Source organism: Mesorhizobium sp. LHD-90, assembly GCF_030929505.1.
Taxonomy (GTDB): domain Bacteria; phylum Pseudomonadota; class Alphaproteobacteria; order Rhizobiales; family Rhizobiaceae; genus Kumtagia.
On record NZ_JAVFVV010000010.1, the window covers coordinates 158,685 to 182,478 of the forward strand.

A 23,794-nucleotide genomic window follows, 5' to 3' on the forward strand; every position below is an offset into this window, starting at 1 on the left:
GGAGGGTCGATGCGCATCCTGGTCGTGGAGGACAATGCAGCACTTGCCCGCGGGCTGACGGCGGTGTTGAAGGGCGGCGGTTATGCCGTCGACGCGGTTGCCGACGGCGCTGCGGCGGTTGCTGTGCTAGCTGCGGAACGCTTCGACCTCGTGGTGCTCGACTTGAACCTGCCGGACATGGACGGGCTCGATGTTCTGCGCGCAGTGCGAGCCAGGCAGGATGGCGTCAGCGTGCTGATCCTGTCGGCGCGGGGCGAACTGGACGAGCGGGTGCGCGGCCTCGACCTCGGCGCCGACGACTACATGACAAAGCCTTTCGACGTGGACGAGCTGGAGGCGCGGGTGCGCATGCTTTTGCGCCGCCGGGTCGGGCTGAAGGCGACGACGGTCTCGGTGGGGGAGGTGACCTTCGACCTCAATGCCCGCTCGTTTTCTGCCGGCGGAGTGCCCATCGACTTGCCTGCCCGCGAACGCAGCCTGCTCGAAACGCTGTTCCTGCGTTCGGGAAAAGTCGTTCCAAAACAAGCGATTATCGAGTCTCTGGCTGGCTTCGACGACGATCTCAGCGCCAACGCCATCGAGCAATATGTCAGCCGCCTGCGCAAACGGCTCGCCCCGCATGGCCTGACGGTCAGGACGGCGCGGGGCATCGGTTATTACCTCGAACGATCGAAACCCGGCGAATGAGGCGTGGCGCGGCCTATTCGCTCCGCCGCCGGCTGCTCGCCTGGCTGCTGGCGCCGCTTGTGCTGGTCGGCTTGTTGGCGCTGGCCGACACCTATCGCGAGGCGGTCGCCACCGCCAACACGGTCTCGGACCGGGTTCTGGCCGGTTCGGCGCTGGCGATCGCCGAGCGCGTGGTGGTCGGCGAGGGCGCGGCGCTTGAAGTGGATATCCCCTATGTGGCGCTGGAGATGCTGACCTCCGCCGCGCAGGACCGCGTCTTTTATCGCGTCGACGGGCCGCCAGGCACATTCATCACCGGCTACGAGACCTTGCCGACCATCGAGGGAGTTGCAAGGGAAACAACGGCTTACGCGGACTCCACTTTCAGGGGCGAACCGATCCGGCTGGCCGTGCTGGCGCGTTCGGCCTCGACCGGAACCAGTTCCATCCCCTTCGTGGTGACGGTGGCCGAGACAACGATTGCGCGCAGCCAGTTGGCGCGGGCGATCCTGATCCGTTCGGCGCTGAGGCTGGGCGTGCTGATCGCGGGCGCGGCGCTGATCGTCTGGTTCGCGGTGACGGCCTCGCTGCGGCCGCTTTACCGGCTGCGGGACGCCATCGCCGAGCGCAGCCCGGACGATTTGAAGCCGATCGAGCAGGTGGTTCCGCAGGAGGTGCGCGGCCTGGTCGATACGGTCAACTCCTTCATATCACGACTGAATTCGGCCTTGGAGGCGATGCGCCATTTCACCGGAAACGCCAGCCACCAGTTGCGCACCCCGATGGCGATCATCCGCACGCAACTGGCGCTTTCTTCGAGAGCGAACTCGCTGGAGGAGGCAAGGGCGGCGGCGCGGGCCGGCGACGAGGCGGTGGCGCATGCCGAGCGCATCCTGGCGCAACTTTTGCTGCTGGCCAAGATCGACGCAGCCGCTTCGGAAAAGCTTAAATCGTTGGAAACGTTGAATCTTACGGCGCTGGCGCGAGATATTGCCACCGACCACATCATGCGGGCGAACGTCGCCGGCATCGATCTCGGCTTCGAGGGCGGGGAGGAACTGTTCGTGCGGGCCGAGCCGCTGCTGATGGGTGAGCTCATCCGGAATCTGATCGATAATGCAATCACTTACGCCGGATCCGGCGCCGAGGTGACGGTGCGCGTCGCCCGCGCGGACGGGGTTCTGCTGGAGGTCGAGGACAACGGTCCGGGACTGAGCGCGGAAGAAATTTCGAGGGTCCGGCGCCGGTTCGCGCGCGGTGGCGACACGGCAAAACCGGGGGCGGGGCTCGGCCTGCCGATCGTCGAGGAGATTGCAACTCTGTTCGGCGGTTCGCTCGGCCTGTCGCAGGCGGCTGGCCGCAGGGGGCTGAGCGTCAAGGTGTTGTTTCCGCAAGCATTTTCGACATCGGAGATGACGGTCGGCGATCCCGGCGCAGCCGTCTGACTATGCGTGCCGATGCGCGCCGTGAACCGCGTGAAGTCCGGAAGATTCAACGATTTCAGAGATTTATCGAAACCGCGACGCGAAAAGCGCGCGGTGGGCTTCATTCTGACCCTCAAAAACGCGGGGCCACGCCTCTTTTCCGGCATTTGGCATTCGCTGCGTCGACGTTTTCATGCGCGCGAACTTCGCGCGAGCGGCGGCGCGGCGGTCAGATCGACAGCCGCGAAAATCACCGCCGCCGAAAGCTGAGGTACGCCGGCCGGCGATCTTCGCGCAGCGCCTTCGCCTCGTAGCGGGTGCCGGGCCAGCCGGCATAGGGAAGGCGCCAGTCGTCGGCTTCGCTCGCCAGCCAGGAAAAATCCGGATGCGTCCGGCAGTGCTGCAGTGTCCAGTTGACATAGGTGTCAATGTCGGAGGCGAAGCGGAACAGGCCGCCGGGTCTCAGCACGCGGGCAAAACGGTCGAGATTGACGCGGCTGACGAAACGCCGTTTCCAGTGTTTTTTCTTCGGCCAGGGATCGGGATAAAAAAGATCGATCCGGCCGATGCAGGCCGGCGGCAGCCAGTCGAGCAGCCGGATGGCGTCGTCGTCGTAGACGCGCAGGTTTTGGCGCGGCTCGGCCTCGACCCGCGCCAAAAATTTCGCCATGCCGTTGACGAAGGGCTCGACGCCGACGAAACCGACGCCGGGCTCAGTGGCGGCCGCGTGCAGAAGATGCTCGCCGCCGCCGAAACCGATCTCCAGGCGGATGTCCGAAACCGCGACCGGGAAGAGACCGGCCGGATCGGCGGGCGGCGGAACGGAAAGGTCGATGCGGTAGCGGCGCAGCCCCTCCTCGAGGGCGACGGCCTGCTGCGACCCCACGGGCCGGCCGCGCCGCCGTCCGAAAAAGCCTTCGGTGGCGCGGCTCGGCCGTTCCGGCTGGTTCATCGCATACAGGCCTGTGTCAGGCGGCGACAGCCTGCTTGAGCGCCTTCGCCAGATCGGTCTTTTCCCAGGCGAAGGAGCCGTCGCGGCCCGGCTTGCGGCCGAAATGGCCGTAGGAGGACGTCTTGGCATAGATCGGCTTGTTCAAGTCGAGATGCTTGCGGATGCCGGACGGCGACAGGTCCATGACCGTGCGCAGCGCGCTTTCGAGCTTGGCCTCGTCGACCTTGCCGGTGCCGTGCAGGTCGACATAGATCGACAGCGGCTGGGCGACGCCGATGGCGTAGGAAAGCTGGATGGTGCAGCGGTCGGCCAGCCCGGCGGCCACCACGTTCTTGGCGAGGTAGCGCGCCGCATAAGCGGCAGAGCGGTCCACCTTGGTGGTGTCCTTGCCGGAGAAGGCGCCGCCGCCATGCGGAGCCGCGCCGCCATAGGTGTCGACGATGATCTTGCGGCCGGTGAGGCCGGCGTCGCCGTCCGGGCCGCCGATGACGAATTTGCCGGTCGGATTGATGTACCAGTTGCAGTCGTCGGCGATCTTCAGATCGCCCAGCGCCTCGCGGATATAGGGCTCCACGACCTGGCGCACCTTTTTCGAATCCCAGCTCCCGTCCATATGCTGGGTGGACAGCACGATCTGGGTGACTTCCGCGGCCGTGCCGTTCTCGTAGCGCACGGTGACCTGGCTCTTGGCGTCGGGGCCGAGTTTTCCGACCTCGCCCTTGCCGGCATGGCGGGCTGCGGCGAGCAGTTCGAGAATCTTGTGCGAATAATAGATCGGCGCCGGCATCAGGTCCGGCGTTTCCTTGCAGGCGTAGCCGAACATGATGCCCTGGTCGCCGGCGCCCTCCTCGCCCTGCTTGTCGGCGGCGTTGTCGACGCCCTGGGCGATGTCGGCCGACTGGCCGTGCAGCAGCACGTCGATCTTGGCGGTCTTCCAGTGAAAACCGTTCTGCTCGTAGCCGATGTCGCGGATGGCTTTGCGGGCGGCCGACTTGAATTTCGACGGATTGATGATCGGGAATTCCTTGGCGTCCTCAAGGACGTTGCCTTCCTTGTCCTGCTTCAGCAGCGACTTGGGCACGCGCACTTCGCCGGCGATGACCACGCGGTTGGTGGTGGCGAGCGTCTCGCAGGCGACGCGCACATCCCAGGGGTTCATCCCCGATTTCTTGGCTTCGCGGTAGACCAGATCGACGATTTCGTCGGAGATACGGTCGCATACCTTGTCGGGGTGTCCTTCGGACACGGATTCGGACGTGAAGAGATAGTTCTGGCGAGTCACGGGTGTCCCCTCTTGAAAGGCCGCGTCGGCAGGACGCCGGGCCGCAACCCGATAGCGGGGACGGCTACGACGCGTCAAGCCCGCGAGCGGCAAGGGAGGTGGGCCAGTTTGGAATTAAATGCCTTGAATTGCCCGGAACGCCACACTCGCCCATGTGGAAGCCGGTTCAAGGCGGTCGTGTGGCTGGAGCCGCTCACAGCAGCGGCCGCGAAAACATTTCGGCGCCGAGCAGCAGCAGGCAGACCAGGAACCAGCGCCGGAAGGTCTGCGGACTGACCTTGCGGCGGACGAATTGCCCGGCCGCCATGCCGGCCAGAGCCGGGACGACCGCCAGCACCGAGAGCGCCAGATTGTCGACGACGAGCGCACCGCGCAGCGCCAGCGCCGAGGTAAGCGCGATGGTCGAGACCGTGAAGGAAAGCCCGAGCGCCTGGACGAGATCCTCCTTTTCGAGGCCGAGCGCCTGCAGATAGGGCACGGCCGGAATGACGAAGACGCCGGTGCTGCCGGTCACCAGGCCGGTGGCGAAGCCGATCGCCGGCGACAGTGTTGGTTCCAGCCGCGCCGGCACGCGGAGCTGCCGGGCAAGCAAGGTGTAGGCCGCGTAGACGACGAGCGTGGCGCCGAGCGCTGCCGTGGAGAGCACCGTGCTGCCGCCGGCAAGCACCGAGGAACCAAGCGCCGCGCCGGCGACGATGGCGAGCATCATCGGCCACAGCCGCCGGAGAAGTCCGGAAAAATCCGGTCCGGAAACAAGCTGCCAGACATTGGTGACGAAGGACGGCGCGATCAGCAGGCTGGCGGCTGCAAGCGGCGACAGAAGCGCGCCGAGCACGCCCATCGCCACCACCGGCAGCCCCATGCCGGTGACGCCCTTGACAGTGCCGGCGACGAAGAAGGTTGCGGCGATCGTCAGCAGGAGTGGCAGATCGGTCATGCCGCCTGTCTAGCGGGTTTTCGCGGAGGGCGTCGACAGCGAGAGTTGGAAATCCGATGCTCCAAAACTCGAAATCGCTGCCCGCTAGCTGAACACGCTCTCCAGGTCGGCCTCGGCACTGCCGGGCTCGAACAGCCTGCCGACCGGGGACCAGTATGCCGCCGCGAGGACCGCGCCGGTCAGCAAGGACGACAGTTCCGATAGCGCTTCGACGTATCCATCGTTCGCAGAGGGGTCGGAGAAAGCGATCGCCGCAAGCCCCAACGCGGTGAGCGCCAGAGCCGCGGGCCTGGACCATCTGGCGAAAAGACAGAGGCCGATGGTGATGGCCACGATTAGCGCCAGAACCGCCACGAGCATCGCCAACAGGATACCCTCGGACCTCGTGACAGGCATAGCAAGGGTGAACGGCGACCCCGTGATCTCGATGGCCAGTCCGGCCATTGGAACGATAAAATTCAACACCACCATCAGCCTGAAAGCCGAGGGCGTCATCGCGATCCTCAAAATCCCCTCCTCGCCGCTTGCAGGCGAGGAGGATAGGTGTTCGGAAAGCCTTTTGTCCATTGTCCGCAAGCAACGGTGGCATGGCGACACCCCGCAGGAACGATTCTGACGCCCCAGCGCGACGCCGGCCTATGCCGGAGGCGACGGATTCCAGCCGGACGGATATTTTCGGTCGGACGTGGGAAGAAGGCCGACGATCCGGTCCTGGATCGCCGGCTACTCGTGTTCCTCGGCCGCCAGCGCCTTCACCAGTTCGATGATCTTGCGCCGCACCTTGGGCTCGCTGATGCGCACGAAGGCGCGATTGAGTTGGAGCCCTTCGGTGCTGGTGGCGAAATCGAGCGCCAGCGTTGCCGTGCTGTCTTCCGCGAAGCCCTTGGCGGCGCTTTCATGCCCCGGCGCATCTTCGAACAGGAACGAGACGGGGACACCGAGAATCTCGGAAATCGCCTGCAGCCGGCTGGCGCCGACGCGGTTGGTGCCTTTCTCGTATTTCTGGATCTGCTGGAAAGTGATTCCCAAGGTTTCGCCGAGTTTTTCTTGGCTCATGCCAAGCATGTTTCGGCGAAGTCTGATCCGGCTGCCGACGTGCACATCGGTCGGGTTGGGTTTCTTCTTGTTCTCTTTACCGTCCATCTTTCCCTCGCCGTTCGCGGCTTGTTGGGTTTGTTATCGTTCCCCTCCGGCCCAGGCACGCCACGTCGTACCATGGCCGAATGCCGGTAGAATATGAGTTTCTAATATACAGTCTGTCAATTCCGCACGATGCGTCGTGCAACGGCGATTCCCGCCGAAATAAGGCCGAACAGCCCGACGATGACGAGCCCGACAAACCCGGCCCGCAATGCCGGTCGGCCGGTCTGCGCCGGCAACGAAACATCGACGTCGAAATAGGCCCGGGCATCTATCGCCAAGGCATCGATCACGCGGCCGCGGCGGTCGATCACACCGGATATGCCCGTATTCGCGGCCCGCACGACTGGCAGTCCTGTCTCTACGGCCCGGACCTGCGCCTGACGGAAATGCTGGTAGGGACCAGGCGTATTTCCAAACCACGCGTCATTCGTGACATTCACAATAATATCACTGGATGAAACGTCAATAGCCACAAGCTTCGGGAAAATGATTTCATAGCAGATAAATGGTGTAGCCAGCACGTTTCCGGGCAAGGCGACCGGCTTGCGAAGAGTCCCCGCAGCAAAGTTCATCGGTCCGGCGACGATCTGCTTGAGGCCGATACGCTCCAGAACATCGGCGAAAGGCAGATATTCGCCGAACGGCACGAGGTGAATCTTGTCTATCGCATTCACGATTTCCCCGCCGGCGTCGATGGCGACCACTGAATTGTAGTAAAGCGTCGCGCCCTGCGAGCCGTCGCCCTCGGAGCGCACCGCGCCGGCGAGCAGCATCTGGCCCTCCGTCAGCATCGCGCCGATGGCGGCGAGCGCGTCGGGACGGTCGGTGAACAGGAAGGGCACCGAGGTCTCCGGCCAGACGATCAGTTGCGGTTTCGGCCGGCCCTCGGCCGGCGCCTCGGCGCTCATGCGCATCAGGTCGCCGAAAACCTTGTCCTCTTCCGCGGCGTCCCATTTGCGCGACATGTCGACATTGGGCTGCACCACCCGCACGACCAGTCTACGGTCGCCTTGCTCGGTCTGGGCCAGCCGCCAGGAGCCGAAGCCTGCATGGGCGAGGACGAGAAGCAACGCCAGCGACAGCCCGAAGCGCAGGTGGCGCTGGCCCGAAAGCAGCGCCGGCATGGCCAGGACGAACACGGCGAGCGCGTTCATGCCGATCAGCCCGACGACCGACACGCTCTGCATCAAGAGCGGCACCGGCATCGCCGCGTAGCCGATGGCGTTCCACGGAAAGCCGGTGAACAGGAAGGTGCGCAGCCATTCGGCGACGCCGAAGCCGAAGGCGAGCGCGCCGATGCGGCCGATGCCGTCGCTCCAGAGCAGCCGCGCCAGGGCGGTGGCGAAGCCGTAGAAAAAGGCCAGCATCAGCGGCACGCCGAGCACTGCGAAGGGCAGGGCCCAGGCGAAGTTCTCGGCCTCGACCAGGAGCGCGCCGCCGATCCACCACAGGCCGGCGAGAAAATAGCCGAAGCCGAACCACCAGCCGACGGCGAAGGCCGGCCGGAAGCGGCGCAATAGCCCGGACGACGCCGGCGCGGTGGCGCCGTCGAGCAGCCAGACCAGCACCGGGAACGAGACGAAGCCGGCGGCGAAGAAATCGTAAGGCGCCTGCATCAGCACCGCGAAAGCGCCGGCCAGGAACGCGGCAAAAGCGCGGCGCCACCCCCACAGCAACATAATACGCCCAGCCAGGCGCTCCATGCGCAGTCCCCGTCGCGAATCACCCCCAAGGCAGGTTTACCAGCATGGCGCGCGCGGCGCGAACGCCAAAGGGGCGCAGGTTGTCGTGCGCGCAATCGAGACGCAAGGCCCCGCGCGGTCACCCCGCCTCGAACACTCGGCCCTTCTCCACCGTCAAGAATTGCGCCCTGCCGGCAAGGCTGAAGAACAGCGAGGCCTCCGTGCCGGTCATGAAGGTCTGGCAGCCGATGTCGTCGAGGATCGCAAACAGCGCGGCGCGACGGCGGATGTCGAGATGCGCGGCGATTTCGTCGAGCAGCACCAGCGGCACCTGGCCGGAAATCTCGCCCGCCAGACGCGCATGGGAGAGCACCATGCCGACCAGAAGCGCCTTCTGCTCGCCGGTGGAGCAATACTCGGCGGCCATGTCTTTCGGCCGGTGGCGGACGAGGAGGTCGGAACGGTGCGGGCCTTCCAGCGTGCGCCCGGCGGCGCGGTCAGCGGCGCGGCCGCCGGCGAGGCTGCGGCGGTAGCCTTCTTCCACCTCGGTGGCGGAGCTTGTCGCGATAGCGCCTTCGACGGCCCCGGACAGCGCGATGTCGGCCTGCGGGAACGGCCCGTCGGAGGGCATGCGCCCGATCATGGCGGCCAGAAGCCGGAGCAACTCGACCCGTGCGGCGGCGATGGCCACGCCGGTTTCGGCCATCTGTGCCTCGATTGCCGACAGCCAGCGATGGTCGCGGCTGTCCTCGGCAAGCAGGCGGTTGCGGCCGCGCATCGCCTTCTCGTAGTCGAGCGCGCGCTGGCCGTGGCCGGGATCGACCGCGAGCACGAGGCGGTCGAGAAAACGTCGGCGATCCGCCGCCGGTCCGGTGAAGAGGGCGTCCATCGCCGGCGTCAGCCAGACCACCCGCACCCATTCGAGCAGCGCGTCGGCGCCTTTGGCGGCGGCGCCGTTGATGCGGATCTTTCGCCCGCCCTCCGACCCGGCCGAGCCCATCGTGCCGGTGCCGATCTCGGTCAGGCCGAAGGGCCCGTCGAGCACGGCGTGGATGGCGAAGCCGCCCTCGCTGCCCGCGCGCGCGACCTCTTCATAAGTGGCGCGCCGCAATCCTCGCCCGGGCGCCAGCAGCGAGATGGCTTCGAGGAGATTTGTCTTTCCGGCGCCGTTGTCGCCCGCAAACACCACCGGCCGGGGCTGCAGCGCGAGGTCGAGCGACGCGTAGTTGCGGAAATCGGTCAGCCGCAGCCTGGTGAGGCGGACCGGCGCCGGAGTATCGTTCATCGGATCAAGGGCGACGCGCACTCAGACGCGCATCGGCATCAGCACGTACAAGGTGTCTTCGTCGGCGGTATCGTAGATCAGCGTCGGCGAGCCGGCGTCGGCCAACATGAAGCGGGCGTTCTCGCCGCCGAGCTGCGCCGCCACGTCGAGCAGGTATTTCGCGTTGAAGCCGATCTCCATGGCGTCAGCCTCGTACTCGGCGGCCAGTTCCTCCGTGGCGCTGCCGGAATCCGGATTGTTGACGGCAAGCGTCACCTGGCTGTCGGCGATCGACAGTTTTACCGCGCGGCCGCGCTCCGACGACACGGTCGAGACGCGGTCGACGGCGCGCGCGAACGTCTCGCGGTCGATGATCAGCTTCTTGTCGTTGCCGGTCGGGATGACGCGCTGGTAGTCCGGGAACGTGCCGTCGATCAGCTTGGACGTCAGGATGACGCCGCCGATGGTGAAACGGATCTTCGTGTCGGACAGTTCGACGGCGACAGCGACGTCCGGCACATCAACCAGCTTCTGCAACTCGTTGACGGTCTTGCGCGGGATGATGATGCCGGGCATGCCCTCGGTGCCGGCGGGTGCGTCCATCTCGGCGCGCGCCAGGCGATGGCCGTCGGTGGCGACCGAACGCAGCTTCAGCTTGCCGCCGGTCTCGACCGCATGCAGGTAGATGCCGTTGAGGTAGTAGCGCGTCTCCTCGGTGGAGATGGCGAACTGCGTCTTGTCGATGAGCTTCTTCAGCACGGCGGCATCCATGCGGAAGATGTGGCTGAACGAACCGGCGGTGAGCTGCGGAAAATCGGACTGCGGCAGGCATTGCAGCCGGAAGCTCGAGCGGCCGGCCACCACCGACATGGCGCTGCCGTCGTCGTCGGTGCGCAGCATGACCTCCGCGCCCTCGGGCAGTTTGCGCACGATCTCGTAGAGCAGGTGGGCGGGCACGGTGGTGCCGCCGGCGCGCTCCACCTGGGCGGGTGTCGCCTCGGTTATCTCCAGGTCGAGGTCGGTCGCCTTCATCTCCAGGCTGTTGCCTTCCGTCGCCAGCATGACGTTGGAAAGGATCGGGATGGTGTTGCGCCGTTCGACCACGCGATGGACGTGGTTGAGGGACTTCAGGAGATTGGAGCGTTCGAGGATTACACGCATGACGACAAAGGCTCGAATTGCTTGAGAGTGAAACAGCGACGGTCATTTTCCGCGCTGCCGAACCCAGGCTGGAATCTGCTGCAAACTGACAGGAAACGGTCCATGAAAGCAAGCCCGCGCACCGGCTGTTGGGCCGATCCGCGGGCGTTGTGGACAACCTTTGCCGGCAGGCAGGCAGGACCGGCCTCTGCCGGCTGTGCGCTGATCAAGCCTGGTCGCTGATCAGGCGGCGCAGCAGTTCCAACTCCTGCGCCAGCGAATTGTCGTTGCCGGACAGATCCTCGATCTTGCGCACGGCGTGCAAGACCGTCGTGTGGTCTCTGCCCCCGAACCGCCTGCCGATTTCCGGCAACGAACGCGGCGTCATCACCTTGGCGAGGTACATGGCGACCTGCCGCGGCTTGACGATGGTGCGGGTGCGCCGGTTCGACAGGAGTTCGGTCTTCGACACATTGTAATGGCGCGCCACGATGCGCTGGATGTCCTCGATGCGCGGTCGCTTCGGCTCGCTCGACCGGTACATGTGGCGCAGAATGTCGTCGATCTGGTCGATCGAGATGTTCGGCTCGAAACTCTGGCGGAACAGCAACTGGTTGAACGCGCCTTCCAGCTCGCGGCCGCTGCCGGTGACGGTGCGGGCGATGTGGTCGAGCACGTCGTCGGCAATTGCGACTGCCGGGTCGTCGGCCTTTGATGCGGCGAGCCGCATCTTCAGCATGCCGAGACGCATGGCGTAGTCCGGCGCCGACATTTCCAGCGCGACGCCGCCAATCAACCGCGAGCGCACGCGCGGCTCCAGCGATTCAAGCTCCGCCGGCGGCCGGTCGGCGGCCACCACGACCTGCCTGGCGCTGTCGAGCAGCATGTTGATCAAGTGGCAGAACTCGTTCTGGATCGACTTGCCCTGCAGGAACTGCATGTCGTCGATGATCAGCAGGTCGATGTCGCGCAACTGCTCCTTGAGCGTCAGTGCGTTGTTGTCGCGGATCGCGGTGGCGAAGCGCCACATGAAATATTCGGCCGTCAGATAGACGACGCGCGACTTGCCGTTCTGGCGCACCGCTTCGGCGGCGATCGCCTGCAACAGATGCGTCTTGCCCAGGCCGACCGAGGCATGCAGGAACAGCGGGTTGAAGCGCGAGGCGGACTCCGCCACGGCCTTGGCCGCCGCCAGCGCGACGCGGTTCGAGGGGCCTTCCACAAAGGACTCGAAAGTGTAGCGCGGGTCGAGCGGCGAGCCGAGCACGCTCGACTTGGCGTCGGCATCGGCGGGCAGCGCGCGTTTGCCCGCATCGCGGTCCATGCCGCCGAGCGGAGTTGCGCTCGTCGACAGCGTGGTGTGGGCCTGACGGACCGGCTTGCGCGGGCCGTGCGTCTCGGCGTCGGGCGCGACCGGCGCGGGCCGCGTCGCCGACCGGACGACGAACTCGACCTTCAGCACGGCCGGCTCCTCCTGCCGCCAGAGGTCCAGCACCAGATCGAGATAGTGGCCGTTGATCCAGGAGCGCAGGAACGCGGTGGGCACGGAGATGCGTACAAGCCCCTTCGACGCTTCAGCGACCTTCATGCGGGCGAACCAGCTCGAATAAACCTCGCTGCCGAGCCGGGCCTTCAACTGCGTCTTGACTCGCTCGAACACGCCGTCAACGCCGCTGGATGCCGCCATCGCCATAGTCGTCCCCTCGATCGGATTCATTGGGAAAGGAAAGCTCGTTCTTGCTTCCCCCTCTACGCTGCTGCGCATTTCGTCCACCTCCGTCATCCTTTCGCTGTCCTCTCCGGTGCCGCTCAACCCGGAGAGACAGACCCTGTTTCGTCAGCGCCTGGGCGCAAACCGTTTCCCCAAACCGCCACTGCACGAAGCCGCGACGGCGCCCGCCTCATGACAATAAACACCACCCTCCGGCCGGAACCGGAGTGAACGCGTTACAACGCTCGTGCAACCCCATACGCTACTCGAAAAGACGCAAACCTTCTCCGAGCACGGAGCAAGCTCCGCGATACGCATCCCGCCGCTTCTTCAGGATTGATTGGCTGTCAGCCCGTCTTATCGATGGGCGGACCTTACCGAACCCAAGGCCGTCCTCGCAAGAGAGGCAATAACTGTTTTTTAAGGTTTGCCGGCAACGAAAATGCCGATTTCGGGGGTCATCTGGCCGAACGCCAATCCCGATGCCTTGTGATTCAAAACCTTATCCGCAAAGGCCCGCAAACAACCGCGCCGACGAAATATTTTGAAATAAACCGCTTGACAATAACGGCAGCCCGGAGGCGGCGCTTCCGGCTGTGGACGGCCTGTGGATAAACTATGGTTAACGTACTGAAACAGATGGAGAAAAGCGATTGAGGCATATTTATGAACATGAGCTAGCGGAGATATAATATTAGATTTTCGATATACCTCGCGGGAGGTTTTACCTATGCCGTAACGTCATGTCGGACGCTGGCGACGCTAGCATGCGCCCGTCTTTCGCGGCAAACAAAAACCCGGCCGCAAGGGCCGGGTTTCACAGATGCGTTCGGTTGCTTGTTGGCGGTCAGGCAGAGAGGGCCTTGACACGCTGCGCGAGGCGCGAAACCTTCCGCGACGCGGTGTTCTGGTGCAGGACGCCCTTGGTGGCGGCGCGCATCAATTCGGGCTGTGCGGCCTGGAAGGCGGCGGTTGCTGCGGCCTTGTCGCCGGCGGCCAGCGCCTCCTCGACCTTGCGTACGAAGGTGCGGACGCGCGAGCGCCGGTTCTTGTTGATCGCGGCGCGGCGGGCGATCTTGCGCGTAGCTTTTTTGGCCGAGGACGTGTTGGCCATGTTGCCTCTCTCGATCTTAGTGGTAAACGCTCGAACGCGGTCGTCCGGAGCGCAAAAAAATATCGGGCAGCCAAAGGCCGCCCTGACTGGCGCGGCTTATAGTCGAGCTTTCCAATTCCGTCAACGCTGTTTCGGATATCTCTCGTAAGTCGCGGGCGGCGCCGGTTTCGTCGAGCGTTTCTTGCGTTCATCGCAGGCAGATCCCGGTTGCCACCGGCCGGCGGGGCAGGTTCCCGCACGGCCCGCCCGGCGCGGCCGGCAGGGCAGGGTGAGAACAGTGCCAGCGTCTTGCGGTCATGCAACGAGTGACATTGAAAGTATTAGGCCCGTCGATTGCAAAGAAGTCATTTTGGAGGGGTGAAAAGAAACTGCAATTCTGCGTTGAAAGTGTCATGTGGCTATGCTCTTCTGGAGAAATCCTAAAGAATAAACCGGCTCTCTGTTTTGGTGAGGAGGAGACCAGATGGTCCTGGCTGTCCAGCATGCGTCCGCCGACAGCATTCCGTCCGGCTATGGATGGAGTGCGTTCTCGCCGCTCGAGCAGATCGACCACGCAGCCGAGATCGGCGGAAGCAGCCTCATTCATGCGACCACAACCGGCTTCGTCTGGGGCGCCTCGACGCAAGGCAGTCCCGGCCAGTTCACGCTGCGCCCCCTCAGCCTGGTCTTCGAGGGAGCCGGGCTAACCTATGGAGGCGGGTTACCGAATGGCGGCACCATCACCTCGATGCTTGTCGTTCTGGAGGGGGTCGTATTCGGCGGCAGTTATCCGCCGTCCGGGCCGCTGGTGCTGGAGATTTCGGGGCTGTCGATCAACGCGGCCACGAACGGCAGCCTGATTCAACAGACGCTGGCGGGCAACATCGCGCCCCTGACCACTTATTTTAATGGGCTTTCATGGACTTATAACGGTGCCGGCGGTGCGGACCGTTTTGACGGGGGAAGCAAGGCGGATTCACTGAGGGGCTACGGTGGAGACGATCTTCTGACGGGCGGCGGGGCAAACGACAACCTATACGGCGGCGATGGCAACGACACGCTGCAAGGCGGCGCCGGCGGCGATTATTTGAGCGGCGGCACGGGATTCGATTTCGCGGACTATTCGGCCGCCCCATTCGTCGAGTACTCCTGGTTGCACGCCAGCCTTCAGGATCCGTCGGTCAACAGTTCGGACGCCAAGGGCGACACCTACAATTCCATCGAAGGGCTGATCGGGTCGAAAAACAACGACGTGCTCTACGGCAACTCCGGCGCCAATGTGCTCATCGGCGGAGAGGGCCGCGACGTCCTGTACGGTGGCGCCGGCAATGACCGGCTGGAAGCCGGAGATGGAACGAGCGAGCTTTACGGAGAAGCCGGCAACGACGAGCTCAGGGGCGGGGCGGGCCACGATTTCATGGTGGGAGGCGCGGGCGCGGACAAGCTGATCGGCGCCGGCGGCGATGACGATGCAGTCTATGACGGCGCGACAACCGCCATCATTGCCTCGCTGGCAGATCCCACGATCAATACCGGCGACGCGGCCGGCGACACCTACTTCGGTATCGTCGGCCTGGTGGGCAGCACCCACGACGACGAACTTTTTGGCGACAACAACGACAACTACCTGTTCGGTTCGGAGGGGAACGACATCCTCCACGGTGGCACGGGCAAAGACCGGCTGGAGGGCGTGCGCGGCGACGACACGCTTTACGGCGGCGAGGGCAATGACTCGCTCGACGGGTATTATGGCAACGACGTACTGGACGGCGGCGCGGGCGACGACGTGATCAGCGACCAGGTATCCTTCGCCTACGGCGAAACGAACACGTTGATCGGCGGCGCCGGGAACGACAGGCTCACGTCGGCGGATGGGAGAGACACGCTGAGCGGCGGGGACGGCGTCGACGACCTTTCCAGCGGCTACTCCGACGACATTCTGAGCGGCGGCGCAGGCGCGGACAAGTTGAACGGAGGATCGGGCGAGGACACCGCGTCCTATGCCGACGCTGCCGCCCGTGTGGTCGTCAGCTTCGCAAACGTCGCCAATAACACCGGCGATGCGCTTGGCGACACCTTTGTCTCTATCGAGCATCTTCTCGGTTCGGTTGCCGGCGACAGCCTTTCCGGCAATTCACTGCAAAATTCCATCGACGGCGGCCGCGGCAACGACACGCTGAGGGGCTACGGCGGCAACGACAAGCTGACAGGCGGCGCCGGCGCGGACAGTTTTGTGTTCAGCTCCAGTCCAAATTCGGCGACGAATACCGACACGATCACCGACTTCAACGTTGCCGACGATACGGTGCGGCTGGACGCCCGGATATTTGCGGCTGCCGGGGCACCGGGGACACTCGCAGCAAATGCCTTCCACATCGGCGCTGCGCCGACAACGGCGGATCACCGCATCATCTACAACGACGTGACCGGAGCGCTGAGCTACGACGCCGATGGCGCCGGCGGCAACGGGGCCGTCAAATTCGCGACGCTCTCGATCGGCCTGGCGCTGACCAACGCGGATTTCATCGTGTTTTAGCCGCGCAAGCCGAACGGAGCGGTCCGAAATCGTTCGAACGCCCGCCTGGTGCTGCGGCGGACATTACCGGTTCTGGAAATTGGCCGAGCGCTTTTCGGCGAAGGCCGCCATGCCTTCCTTCTGGTCCTCGAAGGCAAACAGCGAGTGGAACAGCCGCCGCTCGAAGCGCAGGCCCTCGCCGAGCGTCGTCTCGTAGGCGCGGTTGACCGCCTCCTTGGTCATCATCACCGCCGGTAGCGAGAAATCGGCGATCTTCGCCGCGGCCTTCAGCGCTTCCTCGATCAACTCGCCGGCTGGTACCACGCGCGACACCAAACCTGAACGCTCGGCTTCGGCCGCATCCATCATGCGGCCGGTGAGGCACATGTCCATCGCCTTCGACTTGCCGACGAAGCGGGTGAGGCGTTGCGAGCCGCCCATGCCGGGCATGACGCCAAGCGTGATCTCCGGCTGGCCGAATTTCGCGGTGTCTGCGGCGATGATGAAGTCGCACATCATGGCGAGCTCGCAACCGCCGCCGAGCGCATAGCCTGAAACCGCGGCAATGATCGGCTTGCGCAGCCGGGTGAACTGCTCCCATCCGCTGAAGAAGTCGGCGAGATACATTTCCGCGTAGCTGCGCGACTGCATCTCCTTGATGTCGGCGCCGGCGGCAAAGGCCTTTTCCGAGCCGGTCAGCACGATGGCGCCGATCTTCTGGTCCGCCTCGAACGCCTCGACGGCGGCCAGCAGTTCCGAAAGCACCTGGGTGTTCAGCGCATTGAGCGCCTTGGGCCGGTCGAGCGTGATCAGCCCGACCTTGCCGCGGGTTTCGACGATGATGGTTTCGTAAGCCATGGCGCTTCTCCCGTTTGCTGGAGCGAGTAGCCTACTTCTGGCAGGCCCGGCAATAGAAGGTCGAGCGGCCGGACTGCACGACCCGCTCGACCTGGCCGGTGCAGGCCAGGCGCGGGCAGGGCTCGCCCTCGCGGTCGTAGACGGAAAAGGAATGCTGGAAATAGCCGAGCGAACCGTCCGCCTGGATATGGTCGCGCAGCGACGAGCCGCCGGCCTGGATGGCCTCGGCGATCACCGCGCGGATGGCCTCGGCCAGCGCATCGCTGCGCGCTATCTGCTGCTTTCCCTTGCCGGCGATGCTGCCGGCGGCGCGGGTCGGCGACAGTTTCGCCCGCCACAGCGCCTCGCAGACATAGATGTTGCCGAGGCCGGCGATCGTCCGCTGGTCGAGTAGGGCGGCTTTCAGCGGCGCGACGCGTCCGTCGAGCAGTTCGCGCAGCAGCGCGCCGTCCAGCGCGTTGCCTGTCGGCTCCGGCCCGAGGCCGGAGAGCATCGGATGCTTGTCGATGCCGTCCTCGGCGAACAGCATGAAGCCGAAGCGTCGCGGATCGTTGAAGACGACGCGCGCCGGCGCGCCGCTTGGGGGCGCCAGGTGGAAGACGACATGATCGTGCGCCGCCGCCTTCGACCGTTCGTGATGGAATTGGCCGGGCAGGGCGCCGGGGACCTCGTCGCGCTCGATGCGGAAGGAGCCGGACATGCCGAGATGGCAGATCAGCGCCGGCGCCTCGGCGACGTCGACCAGCAGATATTTGGCGCGCCGCCCCAGCCCGCGGATGGTGCGGCCTTCCAGCCGCTGGGCGAAACGCGCGGGAAATGGGAAGCGCAGATCCTTGCGGCGCAACTCGATGCGCTCGATGCGCGCGCCCTCCATCACCGGCTGCAGCCCGCGCCGGACGGTCTCTACCTCGGGCAGTTCAGGCATGGCCGGCGATCTTGTTAACGAAGGAGACGCCGTGCGCGCCCTTTTCCAGGCCGAGATGCGCGGCCACGGTCTCGCCGATATCGGCATAGGAATTGCGCAGTCCGACCGAGCCGCCGGGAGCACCGGGCGCGATGCCGAAGATCGGCACCCGCTCGCGCGTGTGGTCGGTGCCGTGCCAGGTCGGGTCGCAGCCGTGGTCGGCGGTCAGCAGCAGCAGGTCGCCGGTCTGGAGTTTTGCGACGGCCTCGGGCAGGCGTCGGTCGAAAGCTTCGAGCGCGGCTGCATAACCGGCGACGTCGCGGCGGTGGCCGAATTCGGTGTCGAAGTCGACGAAATTCGCGAAGACGAGGTCGCCGTCTCGCGCGTCGTCGATTGCGGCCAGCGTCTTGTCGAACAGCGGCAGGTTGCCGGCGGCCTTGCGGACCTCGCTGACGCCGCGGTGGGTAAAAATATCGCCGATCTTGCCCATGCACAGCGTCCTTCCGCCTGCCGCGACGACACGGTCCAAAATGGTCGGCTCGGGCGGCGGCACGGCGAAATCTTTCCGGTTGGGCGTGCGCTCGAAGGTCTTGGCGGTGTCGCCGACGAAGGGGCGGGCGATGACGCGGCCGATGTTGAGCGGATCGACCAGTTTGCGCGCCGTCTTGCACAGATCGTAAAGCCGCGCCAGCCCGAAATGCTTTTCGTGGGCGGCGATCTGGATGACGGAATCGACCGAGGTGTAGACGATCGGCTTGCCGGTGCGCAGATGTTCCTCTCCGTAGACTTCGATCACCTCGGTGCCGGAGGCATGGCGGTTGGCCAGCGTGCCGGGAAGGCCGGCTTGCCGGACGATGGCGTCGAGCAGTTCCGCCGGGAAGGCGGGAACCGTGTCGGGAAAATAGCCCCAGTCGAAGGGGACAGGCACGCCGGCGATCTCCCAATGGCCGGTGATGGTGTCCTTGCCGTTGGAAATCTCCTGGGCCGCGCCGTGGAAGGCGCCGCCGGCCAGTTTCGCGGGAGCCAGCGGATCCACGCCGGTGGCGACGCGCGCCGCCTCGCCGAGGCCGAGCGAGGCCATGACCGGAAGCGCCAGCGGCCCTTGCCGCAGGCCGTCGCGGTCGGCGCCGCCGGAGGCTGCTGCCCGCGCGATGTGGCCGAGCGTGTCCGATCCCTGGTCGCCGAAGCGCATCCCGTCGGGAGCGCCGCCGACACCGAAGGAATCCAGAACGAAGAGGAAGGCGCGCGCCATGGTTGCTGAGCTCGGAGGGTTGACGGCCCCAAGACATAGGCCGGGCCGCGCCGGTTGGCAAACGGCGCGGAAAACACGTCCGACTGCTTCCCGTGCGGGGCGATCGGCCGTCGGGATAAGAATTAATCCTTCATAAAGGTGTTTGAACCGACCCTGAACAAGCCGGCCAGCCACGGTTCAGGAAAGCCGGCGCATAGTGAGCATGTCCGATTGGAGGGAGTGCCACATGTCTGTTCTGCGTCTTGTCGTGGTCCTGATGCTCGCCGCCGGCTTCGGCGTCGCCCTGGCGGAAATCGTCAGGAACGACGTCGATCCGATGCAGACGCGATCGGCCATGAACCTCTGTGATTCCGGCGGCCGGCGGCCGTGCCCGTGAAGGCAAACTGCTCTGCCAAACCGCACCTGCTTTTTCCGGCGCGACAGGGCTCGATTTTGAAATCCCCCGCCGCTAGTTTGCCGCGTGCAAGCCGGGTTGGCCGTCTGCCGCGATCATGCGGAAGAATGGCGGAGGATTTTTCGAGCCCGGCGAACCAAGATGACGAGGGGGAAACATGGCCGCCGCCGACTATTACGACGTTCTCGACCCGCGCTTCGCGCGCCTGTTCAACGGCACCGGACAGGTGGAAAAACTGTACACCGGATGCCGCTGGGCGGAAGGCCCGGCTTATTTCGCCGCCGGCCGCTACCTGATCTGGTCGGACATCCCCAACAACCGCATGCTGCGCTACGACGAGACCGACGGCGGCGTCAGCGTCTTCCGCGAGCCGTGCGGCAATTCCAACGGCAACACCACGGACCGCCAGGGCCGGCTGGTGAGTTGCGAACACAGCGGCCGGCGGGTGAGCCGCACCGAGTTCGACGGCTCGATCACCACCATCGCCGACCGCTGGAACGGCAAGCGGCTGAACTCGCCCAACGACGCGGTGGTGCGCTCCGACGGCTCGATCTGGTTCACCGATCCATCCTACGGCATCGACAGTGATTACGAGGGAGACAAGGCCGAGAGCGAGATCGGCGCCTGCCATGTCTACCGGGTGGATCCGCAAAGCGGCGCGGTGGAAGCCGTGATCACCGACATGGTGCGGCCGAACGGCATCGCCTTTTCGCTCGACGAGCGGCAGCTCTACGTCGTCGACACCGGCCGCACGCACGGCGCGCATCACCCCGCCCACATGCGGGTTTTCGACGTCGACGAGAAAGGCAAGGTTTCCGGCGGGCGCGTCTTCGCCGAATGCACCGCCGGCCTGTTCGACGGTTTCCGGCTGGACGCCGACGGCCGCATCTGGACGAGTGCGGCGGACGGCGTGCATTGCTACGATCCGGATGGCACGCTGATCGGCAAGGTCAAGGTGCCGGAAGTCGTCGCCAATTGTGTCTTCGGCGGCCCCAAGCGCAACATGCTCTATATCTGCGGCACGACCTCGCTCTACAGGGTGCGCCTGATGGTGAACGGCGCCAAGACCTATTGAGCCTGACGTCGGGGAGGCTGCGAGGCAGCGGGCCGAAAGTCAGCCGGCCGCCTTGGCATGGGTGTCCGGCTCCGGCCTGCTTTCCTCGATCTCGCCGCTCGCGACGGTGCGGTTGCGGCCGGTGGATTTGGCCAGGTAGAGCGCCTTGTCGGCACGGGCGATAAGCGACGGAAAGTCGGCGGCGGAGCGCGACGCCGCCAGGCCGATGCTGGCCGTCGGCTGCACCGATTTGAGGATGGGCGCCGTGCCGGCGCAGAAATTCATGCGAATGCGTTCGGCGACCGTCATGGCGGCATCGGCGTCCGCATGCGGCAGGAACACGGCGAATTCCTCTCCGCCGTAGCGGCACAATATGTCCCCGGATCGCAGGCTGGCCTTGGCGATGCCGGCGAAGGCGGTGAGAACCTGATCGCCGGCCGAATGCCCAAAGCGGTCATTGATCTTCTTGAAGTGATCGAGGTCGACCAGCAGCGCCGCGACGGGCACGGGCCGCGCCGACATCTGCCGCATCAGGGCGGAGGCCTGGCGGATAAACTCGCCCCGGTTGAGGACGTTGGTGAGGCCGTCATGCGTCGCCGCGTGCCGGATCGTCAGTTGCGCGCGTTCCTTGCCGAGCAGGATCAGGCTGAAGCTCGACGCTATCACCAGCAGCATCAGCACCAGCGTGGCGGTTTCCGCGCCGAAGACGGCAAGGAAAAGGCTGTCCTCCGGGCCGAGCTGCCAGTAGGCGAGCGCGCGGCAGAGATAGAACAGCCCGTTGACCGCACAGGTCGCGGTCAGGATGATCGAGTTGCGCAACCGCGGTTCGCCATCGGCACCCCGCCAGAATTCACTGGCCGAGAGGAAGCTGAACAGGCTGAAGGTGAGCAGGAACGGGATCACGCCGCTCCAGGGGCCGAGGTCGCGTACTACGAGCAGGACCGAAAGCACCATGGCCCATGGTGCGGCGATGGCGATCCACCATGGCGTGCTGCGGCCGTTGAAACTGCGGGCGCCAATCCAGGTGAAAGCAACCGCCATGGTCGCGACACCGTTGCCGACCGGATATCCCCATTGCCATTCGCTGTTGGCGATTGCCGCGAAGTAGAAGATCGGAGCGCTCGGAGCGAGGATGAACGCGCAGGCGAACCAGCGGCTGGGGATCGATTGTTCGCGCAGATACTCCGCGAGAAAGAACAGTCCGCATAGGCTGATGACGAACTGCGAAACGATCAGAACGGTGTAGAGATCGAGCTGCACGTATCCGCGCTATACCGCTTCGATTTACATCCGCTTAACGCTGGGGAAGAAACGGTTGCATTGCCGGGCCAGCCACAGCCTATTTAGTGTGCTGCGGACGCGACGTGGCATCAGGGATTCGGCGAGGTCTGGCTTGCAGCGTGCTCAGGCGGCTGGTGACCGACGATGCCGAGCACGAGGAACTGATACGGTTCGGCCGCTGCGTGCTGCATCCCGACGAACGCCGGATCGTTACCGTCGAGGGCGCCGACGTGCCCTGACGGCGATGGAATACGAACTGATCGCGGTGCTCCTGCGCCATCCCAGGCAGATCCTGTCGCGGGAACGGCTGAGCATGCTGGCGCACAACCGCGACCTCGAGCCCGGCGACCGCAGCATCGACATCCGCATCACGCGGCTGCGCAACAAGATCGAAGTGGATCCCGACGAACCCAAGGTCCTGGTGACGGTCAGGGGCGAAGGCTACGTCTACGAACCTGGTTAGACGTCCTGTCGCCAGTCGTTGTCTCATTCACCGCATCGCGAACAGTTCTTGGTGGAAGCGCTCGTCCACCGGCAGACCGTGGCGAGCGAGATCGTCACGCAGCGCCGCTCCGAAGCCAACGGGACCGCAGAACCAGACACTGGCGTCGCGCCAGCCAGGGACGGCCGCGCGGAGCCGGTCACCAGCGAGCCTGCCATCGCGCTTGTCATAGAATACGTGCAGGCGCACGCCTGCGCCCTCCGCGTCGGCCGTGAGCTTGTCGATTGCCTCCTCGCTGTAATCGGAGGTGGCATGGAAGAGATCGATTTCCTGTGCGTGCTGTCGGCCGGAATAGGCCTGTCGATCCATCGCGAGCTGCTTCATGCGGGCAATGAAGGGGGTGATGCCGATGCCGCCGCCGATCCAGATTTGTCGTGGGCGGCCGTCGTCGAAGGTGAAGCAGCCATAGGGGCCCTCCACCTTCACCGGCTGCCCGATATGCAGGGCCTCGGGAAGCCGCCGCGTGAAGTCGCCAAGTTCCTTGGTGATGAAGGTCAGCCGGTGCTCGGAAGGGTTCCAGGTGGAGGCAATCGTGCATGGGTGCGCCTCCTCGGCTTCGTCCCAGGTGACGAAGGCGAATTGTCCGGGTTTGTGGCCCGGCCAATTTTGTGGCGCGTCAATCTCGCCTTCGATTACGCGAAGGCCGGGAAAGTAATGCAGCCGGCTGACCGTGCCGTCCACCTTCCGGCTGGCGCCGACACGGCGCGCGAGCACCACAATCGCGGCCCATGTCCCGCAGGCCAGGAGAACCGCCATGACCACGCCCAGCGGCGAAGTCCAGTAGCGGAAGTTGAGCAGCACCACAGTGTGGAAGACCAGGACCAGGTAGACAGCAGCCAGAAGACGGTGGGTCTTGTAGAAGAGGCGATAGGGAATGCGTTGGATGAGAGCCACTGCGATCAGCAGCACGGCGGCGTAGAAGGCCCATTCGCCGACGCCCTCGGCGGTCCCACGCCATGATCGCAGAGTCGCCTCTATCTCGCCGGAGGCAGCCGGCCGCGCGGCTCGCTCCGGGCGAGTGAGCCAACCCAAGCCGACGGCCCATCTCGGCGCCTCCACCCAGAGCCAATGGGCGATGGCCAGCACGAGTGCGCCGATGCCCAGCCACTTGTGGAGGCGGTACATCTTGTCGAGCCCGCCGATCCAGCGCTCCGGCCACCGCGGCCGGAGCGCGAGGATCATGGCGACGCTCATACAGGTCATCGCGAGCAGGCCGCTGAACTGGACCATCGGCCCGCGCAGCCCAAAGACCCCTGAAGCTTGCAGGGCGAACGGGTCGGCCGCGAACCAGAGAACGGTGAGCAGAGCCAGCGTGCTCCAGAATGCAATCTTGATGTGGCTCATGCAGGCTCCACCTCAGTTCGGCTGAAACATCGCCACAAATCTTATACAGAGCGGTGAAACATTGACGTAATGAAATATTGGCAGGCGGCACAACGCGCGCGGCGATATGCGGGTCGGGAAAGGCAAGCGAACCTTTCCATGAAGCCTGAGAGCGGCGCGTCAATACCCCGCCGCGCTCGACCAGGCGCTCGAGGATGCGGCCGACAGCGACGGCCGCCTGGCCAGCGTCCAGACATCCCGCTCGCGCGCCACCGCGTCGGCGTTGCGTATAACATGATCGGGCAGACCGGAAACCTGCACGGGGTTCTCCTGTGATTTCGAGCTTCGACAACCCGAGTTACGGAGAACCTCTCCTTCAACGCAAGAGTCTCATTTCTGTCTAAGCGCGGTCAACGC

25 protein-coding genes are annotated in these 23,794 nt (G+C 65.1%); 9 read left to right on the top strand and 16 right to left on the bottom strand.

Features of this window, described 5'->3' with window-relative positions; genetic code table 11:
- The first annotated feature begins 9 nt into the window (after positions 1-9).
- Genes RB623_RS16025 through RB623_RS16035 form a run of 3 tightly spaced genes read left to right on the top strand, consistent with a single transcriptional unit; the run spans position 10 to position 2,360 of the window.
- Positions 10-687, top strand: a complete 678-nt coding sequence (locus RB623_RS16025) for a response regulator transcription factor (RefSeq protein ID WP_308057894.1) — start codon at positions 10-12, stop codon at positions 685-687.
- Positions 684-2,111, top strand: a complete 1,428-nt coding sequence (locus RB623_RS16030; protein ID WP_308057895.1) for a sensor histidine kinase N-terminal domain-containing protein — start codon at positions 684-686, stop codon at positions 2,109-2,111. Before RB623_RS16025 ends, RB623_RS16030 begins: the two co-directional genes overlap by 4 nt.
- A gap of 21 nt (positions 2,112-2,132) precedes the next feature.
- Positions 2,133-2,360: a hypothetical protein gene (locus RB623_RS16035; RefSeq protein ID WP_308057896.1), complete on the top strand. Its 228-nt coding sequence runs from the start codon at positions 2,133-2,135 to the stop codon at positions 2,358-2,360.
- On the opposite strand, the gene RB623_RS16040 is transcribed toward RB623_RS16035, so the two are convergent.
- The 4 genes from RB623_RS16040 to RB623_RS16055 form a co-directional block, all read right to left on the bottom strand.
- The gene (locus tag RB623_RS16040) at positions 2,341-3,042 is read right to left on the bottom strand and encodes a tRNA (guanine(46)-N(7))-methyltransferase TrmB (protein ID WP_308057897.1); all 702 of its coding nucleotides are present in this window, start codon (positions 3,040-3,042) and stop codon (positions 2,341-2,343) included. The genes RB623_RS16035 and RB623_RS16040 overlap by 20 nt on opposite strands.
- A 16-nt stretch (positions 3,043-3,058) precedes the next feature.
- Positions 3,059-4,324, bottom strand: a complete 1,266-nt coding sequence (gene metK / locus RB623_RS16045; protein ID WP_308057898.1) for a methionine adenosyltransferase — start codon at positions 4,322-4,324, stop codon at positions 3,059-3,061.
- A 193-nt stretch (positions 4,325-4,517) separates the two neighbouring features.
- Positions 4,518-5,261, bottom strand: coding sequence for a sulfite exporter TauE/SafE family protein (locus RB623_RS16050; RefSeq protein WP_308057899.1), 744 nt, complete (start codon positions 5,259-5,261; stop codon positions 4,518-4,520).
- An 84-nt stretch (positions 5,262-5,345) separates the two neighbouring features.
- A complete protein-coding gene (locus tag RB623_RS16055) occupies positions 5,346-5,627 on the bottom strand; it encodes a hypothetical protein (protein ID WP_308057900.1) in 282 nt (93 codons plus the stop codon).
- Positions 5,628-5,664: 37 nt separating this feature from the next.
- Between RB623_RS16055 and RB623_RS16060 the strand changes: the two genes are divergently transcribed.
- Positions 5,665-5,877 (top strand): hypothetical protein, encoded by a 213-nt coding sequence (locus tag RB623_RS16060; RefSeq protein ID WP_308057901.1) that lies wholly within the window; start codon positions 5,665-5,667, stop codon positions 5,875-5,877.
- Between the two features lie 107 nt (positions 5,878-5,984).
- Here RB623_RS16060 and RB623_RS16065 read toward each other — a convergent pair whose 3' ends face one another.
- From RB623_RS16065 to rpsT, 6 genes are all read right to left on the bottom strand, one after another.
- Complete coding sequence (locus tag RB623_RS16065) at positions 5,985-6,404, bottom strand: helix-turn-helix transcriptional regulator (RefSeq protein ID WP_308057902.1); 420 nt, start codon at positions 6,402-6,404, stop codon at positions 5,985-5,987.
- A gap of 116 nt (positions 6,405-6,520) precedes the next feature.
- Entirely contained in the window at positions 6,521-8,107 is a 1,587-nt protein-coding gene (gene lnt, locus RB623_RS16070) for an apolipoprotein N-acyltransferase (RefSeq protein WP_308057903.1), read from the bottom strand.
- A 118-nt stretch (positions 8,108-8,225) separates the two neighbouring features.
- Positions 8,226-9,371: a DNA replication/repair protein RecF gene (gene recF, locus RB623_RS16075; RefSeq protein ID WP_308057904.1), complete on the bottom strand. Its 1,146-nt coding sequence runs from the start codon at positions 9,369-9,371 to the stop codon at positions 8,226-8,228.
- A 21-nt stretch (positions 9,372-9,392) separates the two neighbouring features.
- Positions 9,393-10,511, bottom strand: a complete 1,119-nt coding sequence (gene dnaN, locus RB623_RS16080) for a DNA polymerase III subunit beta (RefSeq protein WP_308057905.1) — start codon at positions 10,509-10,511, stop codon at positions 9,393-9,395.
- A gap of 205 nt (positions 10,512-10,716) precedes the next feature.
- The gene (gene dnaA / locus RB623_RS16085; RefSeq protein WP_374121689.1) at positions 10,717-12,255 is read right to left on the bottom strand and encodes a chromosomal replication initiator protein DnaA; all 1,539 of its coding nucleotides are present in this window, start codon (positions 12,253-12,255) and stop codon (positions 10,717-10,719) included.
- Between the two features lie 793 nt (positions 12,256-13,048).
- Positions 13,049-13,315, bottom strand: a complete 267-nt coding sequence (gene rpsT / locus RB623_RS16090; protein WP_308057907.1) for a 30S ribosomal protein S20 — start codon at positions 13,313-13,315, stop codon at positions 13,049-13,051.
- A gap of 463 nt (positions 13,316-13,778) precedes the next feature.
- Here rpsT and RB623_RS16095 point away from each other — a divergent pair, with 463 nt between their 5' ends.
- Positions 13,779-15,830, top strand: a complete 2,052-nt coding sequence (locus RB623_RS16095; protein WP_308057908.1) for a calcium-binding protein — start codon at positions 13,779-13,781, stop codon at positions 15,828-15,830.
- A 63-nt stretch (positions 15,831-15,893) separates the two neighbouring features.
- On the opposite strand, the gene RB623_RS16100 is transcribed toward RB623_RS16095, so the two are convergent.
- The 3 genes from RB623_RS16100 to RB623_RS16110 are packed head-to-tail and all read right to left on the bottom strand — an operon-like array spanning position 15,894 to position 18,823.
- Positions 15,894-16,667, bottom strand: a complete 774-nt coding sequence (locus RB623_RS16100; protein ID WP_308057909.1) for an enoyl-CoA hydratase — start codon at positions 16,665-16,667, stop codon at positions 15,894-15,896.
- 31 nt (positions 16,668-16,698) lie between these two features.
- Positions 16,699-17,592, bottom strand: coding sequence for a bifunctional DNA-formamidopyrimidine glycosylase/DNA-(apurinic or apyrimidinic site) lyase (gene mutM, locus RB623_RS16105; RefSeq protein ID WP_308057910.1), 894 nt, complete (start codon positions 17,590-17,592; stop codon positions 16,699-16,701).
- Positions 17,585-18,823 carry a phosphopentomutase gene (locus RB623_RS16110; protein WP_308057911.1) on the bottom strand — a complete coding sequence of 413 codons (1,239 nt, stop codon included), beginning with the start codon at positions 18,821-18,823 and terminating at the stop codon, positions 17,585-17,587. The genes mutM and RB623_RS16110 overlap by 8 nt, the downstream gene beginning before the upstream one ends.
- A gap of 226 nt (positions 18,824-19,049) precedes the next feature.
- On the opposite strand from RB623_RS16110, the gene RB623_RS16115 reads away from it, so the two are divergent.
- Both RB623_RS16115 and RB623_RS16120 read left to right on the top strand, forming a co-directional pair.
- The gene (locus RB623_RS16115) at positions 19,050-19,199 is read left to right on the top strand and encodes a hypothetical protein (protein ID WP_308057912.1); all 150 of its coding nucleotides are present in this window, start codon (positions 19,050-19,052) and stop codon (positions 19,197-19,199) included.
- A 175-nt stretch (positions 19,200-19,374) separates the two neighbouring features.
- Positions 19,375-20,292, top strand: coding sequence for an SMP-30/gluconolactonase/LRE family protein (locus tag RB623_RS16120; protein ID WP_308057913.1), 918 nt, complete (start codon positions 19,375-19,377; stop codon positions 20,290-20,292).
- Positions 20,293-20,331: 39 nt separating this feature from the next.
- Here the strand turns inward: RB623_RS16120 and RB623_RS16125 are convergent, their stop codons facing one another.
- Complete coding sequence (locus RB623_RS16125; protein WP_308057914.1) at positions 20,332-21,531, bottom strand: GGDEF domain-containing protein; 1,200 nt, start codon at positions 21,529-21,531, stop codon at positions 20,332-20,334.
- Between the two features lie 104 nt (positions 21,532-21,635).
- Here RB623_RS16125 and RB623_RS16130 point away from each other — a divergent pair, with 104 nt between their 5' ends.
- Together RB623_RS16130 and RB623_RS16135 are read left to right on the top strand one after the other, a co-directional pair.
- Entirely contained in the window at positions 21,636-21,791 is a 156-nt protein-coding gene (locus tag RB623_RS16130) for a hypothetical protein (protein ID WP_308057915.1), read from the top strand.
- Between the two features lie 5 nt (positions 21,792-21,796).
- Positions 21,797-22,015: a winged helix-turn-helix domain-containing protein gene (locus tag RB623_RS16135; RefSeq protein WP_308057916.1), complete on the top strand. Its 219-nt coding sequence runs from the start codon at positions 21,797-21,799 to the stop codon at positions 22,013-22,015.
- A 27-nt stretch (positions 22,016-22,042) separates the two neighbouring features.
- On the opposite strand, the gene RB623_RS16140 is transcribed toward RB623_RS16135, so the two are convergent.
- Both RB623_RS16140 and RB623_RS16145 read right to left on the bottom strand, forming a co-directional pair.
- The gene (locus RB623_RS16140) at positions 22,043-23,398 is read right to left on the bottom strand and encodes a ferric reductase-like transmembrane domain-containing protein (RefSeq protein WP_308057917.1); all 1,356 of its coding nucleotides are present in this window, start codon (positions 23,396-23,398) and stop codon (positions 22,043-22,045) included.
- Between the two features lie 159 nt (positions 23,399-23,557).
- Entirely contained in the window at positions 23,558-23,698 is a 141-nt protein-coding gene (locus tag RB623_RS16145) for a hypothetical protein (RefSeq protein WP_308057918.1), read from the bottom strand.
- Positions 23,699-23,794 lie beyond the last annotated feature (96 nt).

Bases quoted from the DNA above. Each gene is read 5' to 3' on its own strand.
- RB623_RS16030 (WP_308057895.1), top strand. From the start codon at position 684: ATGAGGCGTGGCGCGGCCTATTCGCTCCGCCGCCGGCTGCTCGCCTGG.
- RB623_RS16040 (WP_308057897.1), bottom strand. From the start codon at position 3,042: ATGAACCAGCCGGAACGGCCGAGCCGCGCCACCGAAGGCTTTTTCGGA.
- dnaA (WP_374121689.1), bottom strand. From the start codon at position 12,255: ATGCGCAGCAGCGTAGAGGGGGAAGCAAGAACGAGCTTTCCTTTCCCA.
- RB623_RS16050 (WP_308057899.1), bottom strand. From the start codon at position 5,261: ATGACCGATCTGCCACTCCTGCTGACGATCGCCGCAACCTTCTTCGTC.
- RB623_RS16095 (WP_308057908.1), top strand. From the start codon at position 13,779: ATGGTCCTGGCTGTCCAGCATGCGTCCGCCGACAGCATTCCGTCCGGC.
- recF (WP_308057904.1), bottom strand. From the start codon at position 9,371: ATGAACGATACTCCGGCGCCGGTCCGCCTCACCAGGCTGCGGCTGACC.
- RB623_RS16135 (WP_308057916.1), top strand. From the start codon at position 21,797: ATGGAATACGAACTGATCGCGGTGCTCCTGCGCCATCCCAGGCAGATC.
- RB623_RS16140 (WP_308057917.1), bottom strand. From the start codon at position 23,398: ATGAGCCACATCAAGATTGCATTCTGGAGCACGCTGGCTCTGCTCACC.
- RB623_RS16115 (WP_308057912.1), top strand. From the start codon at position 19,050: ATGTCTGTTCTGCGTCTTGTCGTGGTCCTGATGCTCGCCGCCGGCTTC.
- RB623_RS16025 (WP_308057894.1), top strand. From the start codon at position 10: ATGCGCATCCTGGTCGTGGAGGACAATGCAGCACTTGCCCGCGGGCTG.
- mutM (WP_308057910.1), bottom strand. From the start codon at position 17,592: ATGCCTGAACTGCCCGAGGTAGAGACCGTCCGGCGCGGGCTGCAGCCG.
- RB623_RS16100 (WP_308057909.1), bottom strand. From the start codon at position 16,667: ATGGCTTACGAAACCATCATCGTCGAAACCCGCGGCAAGGTCGGGCTG.
- dnaN (WP_308057905.1), bottom strand. From the start codon at position 10,511: ATGCGTGTAATCCTCGAACGCTCCAATCTCCTGAAGTCCCTCAACCAC.
- RB623_RS16120 (WP_308057913.1), top strand. From the start codon at position 19,375: ATGGCCGCCGCCGACTATTACGACGTTCTCGACCCGCGCTTCGCGCGC.
- RB623_RS16110 (WP_308057911.1), bottom strand. From the start codon at position 18,823: ATGGCGCGCGCCTTCCTCTTCGTTCTGGATTCCTTCGGTGTCGGCGGC.
- lnt (WP_308057903.1), bottom strand. From the start codon at position 8,107: ATGGAGCGCCTGGCTGGGCGTATTATGTTGCTGTGGGGGTGGCGCCGC.
- RB623_RS16065 (WP_308057902.1), bottom strand. From the start codon at position 6,404: ATGGACGGTAAAGAGAACAAGAAGAAACCCAACCCGACCGATGTGCAC.
- rpsT (WP_308057907.1), bottom strand. From the start codon at position 13,315: ATGGCCAACACGTCCTCGGCCAAAAAAGCTACGCGCAAGATCGCCCGC.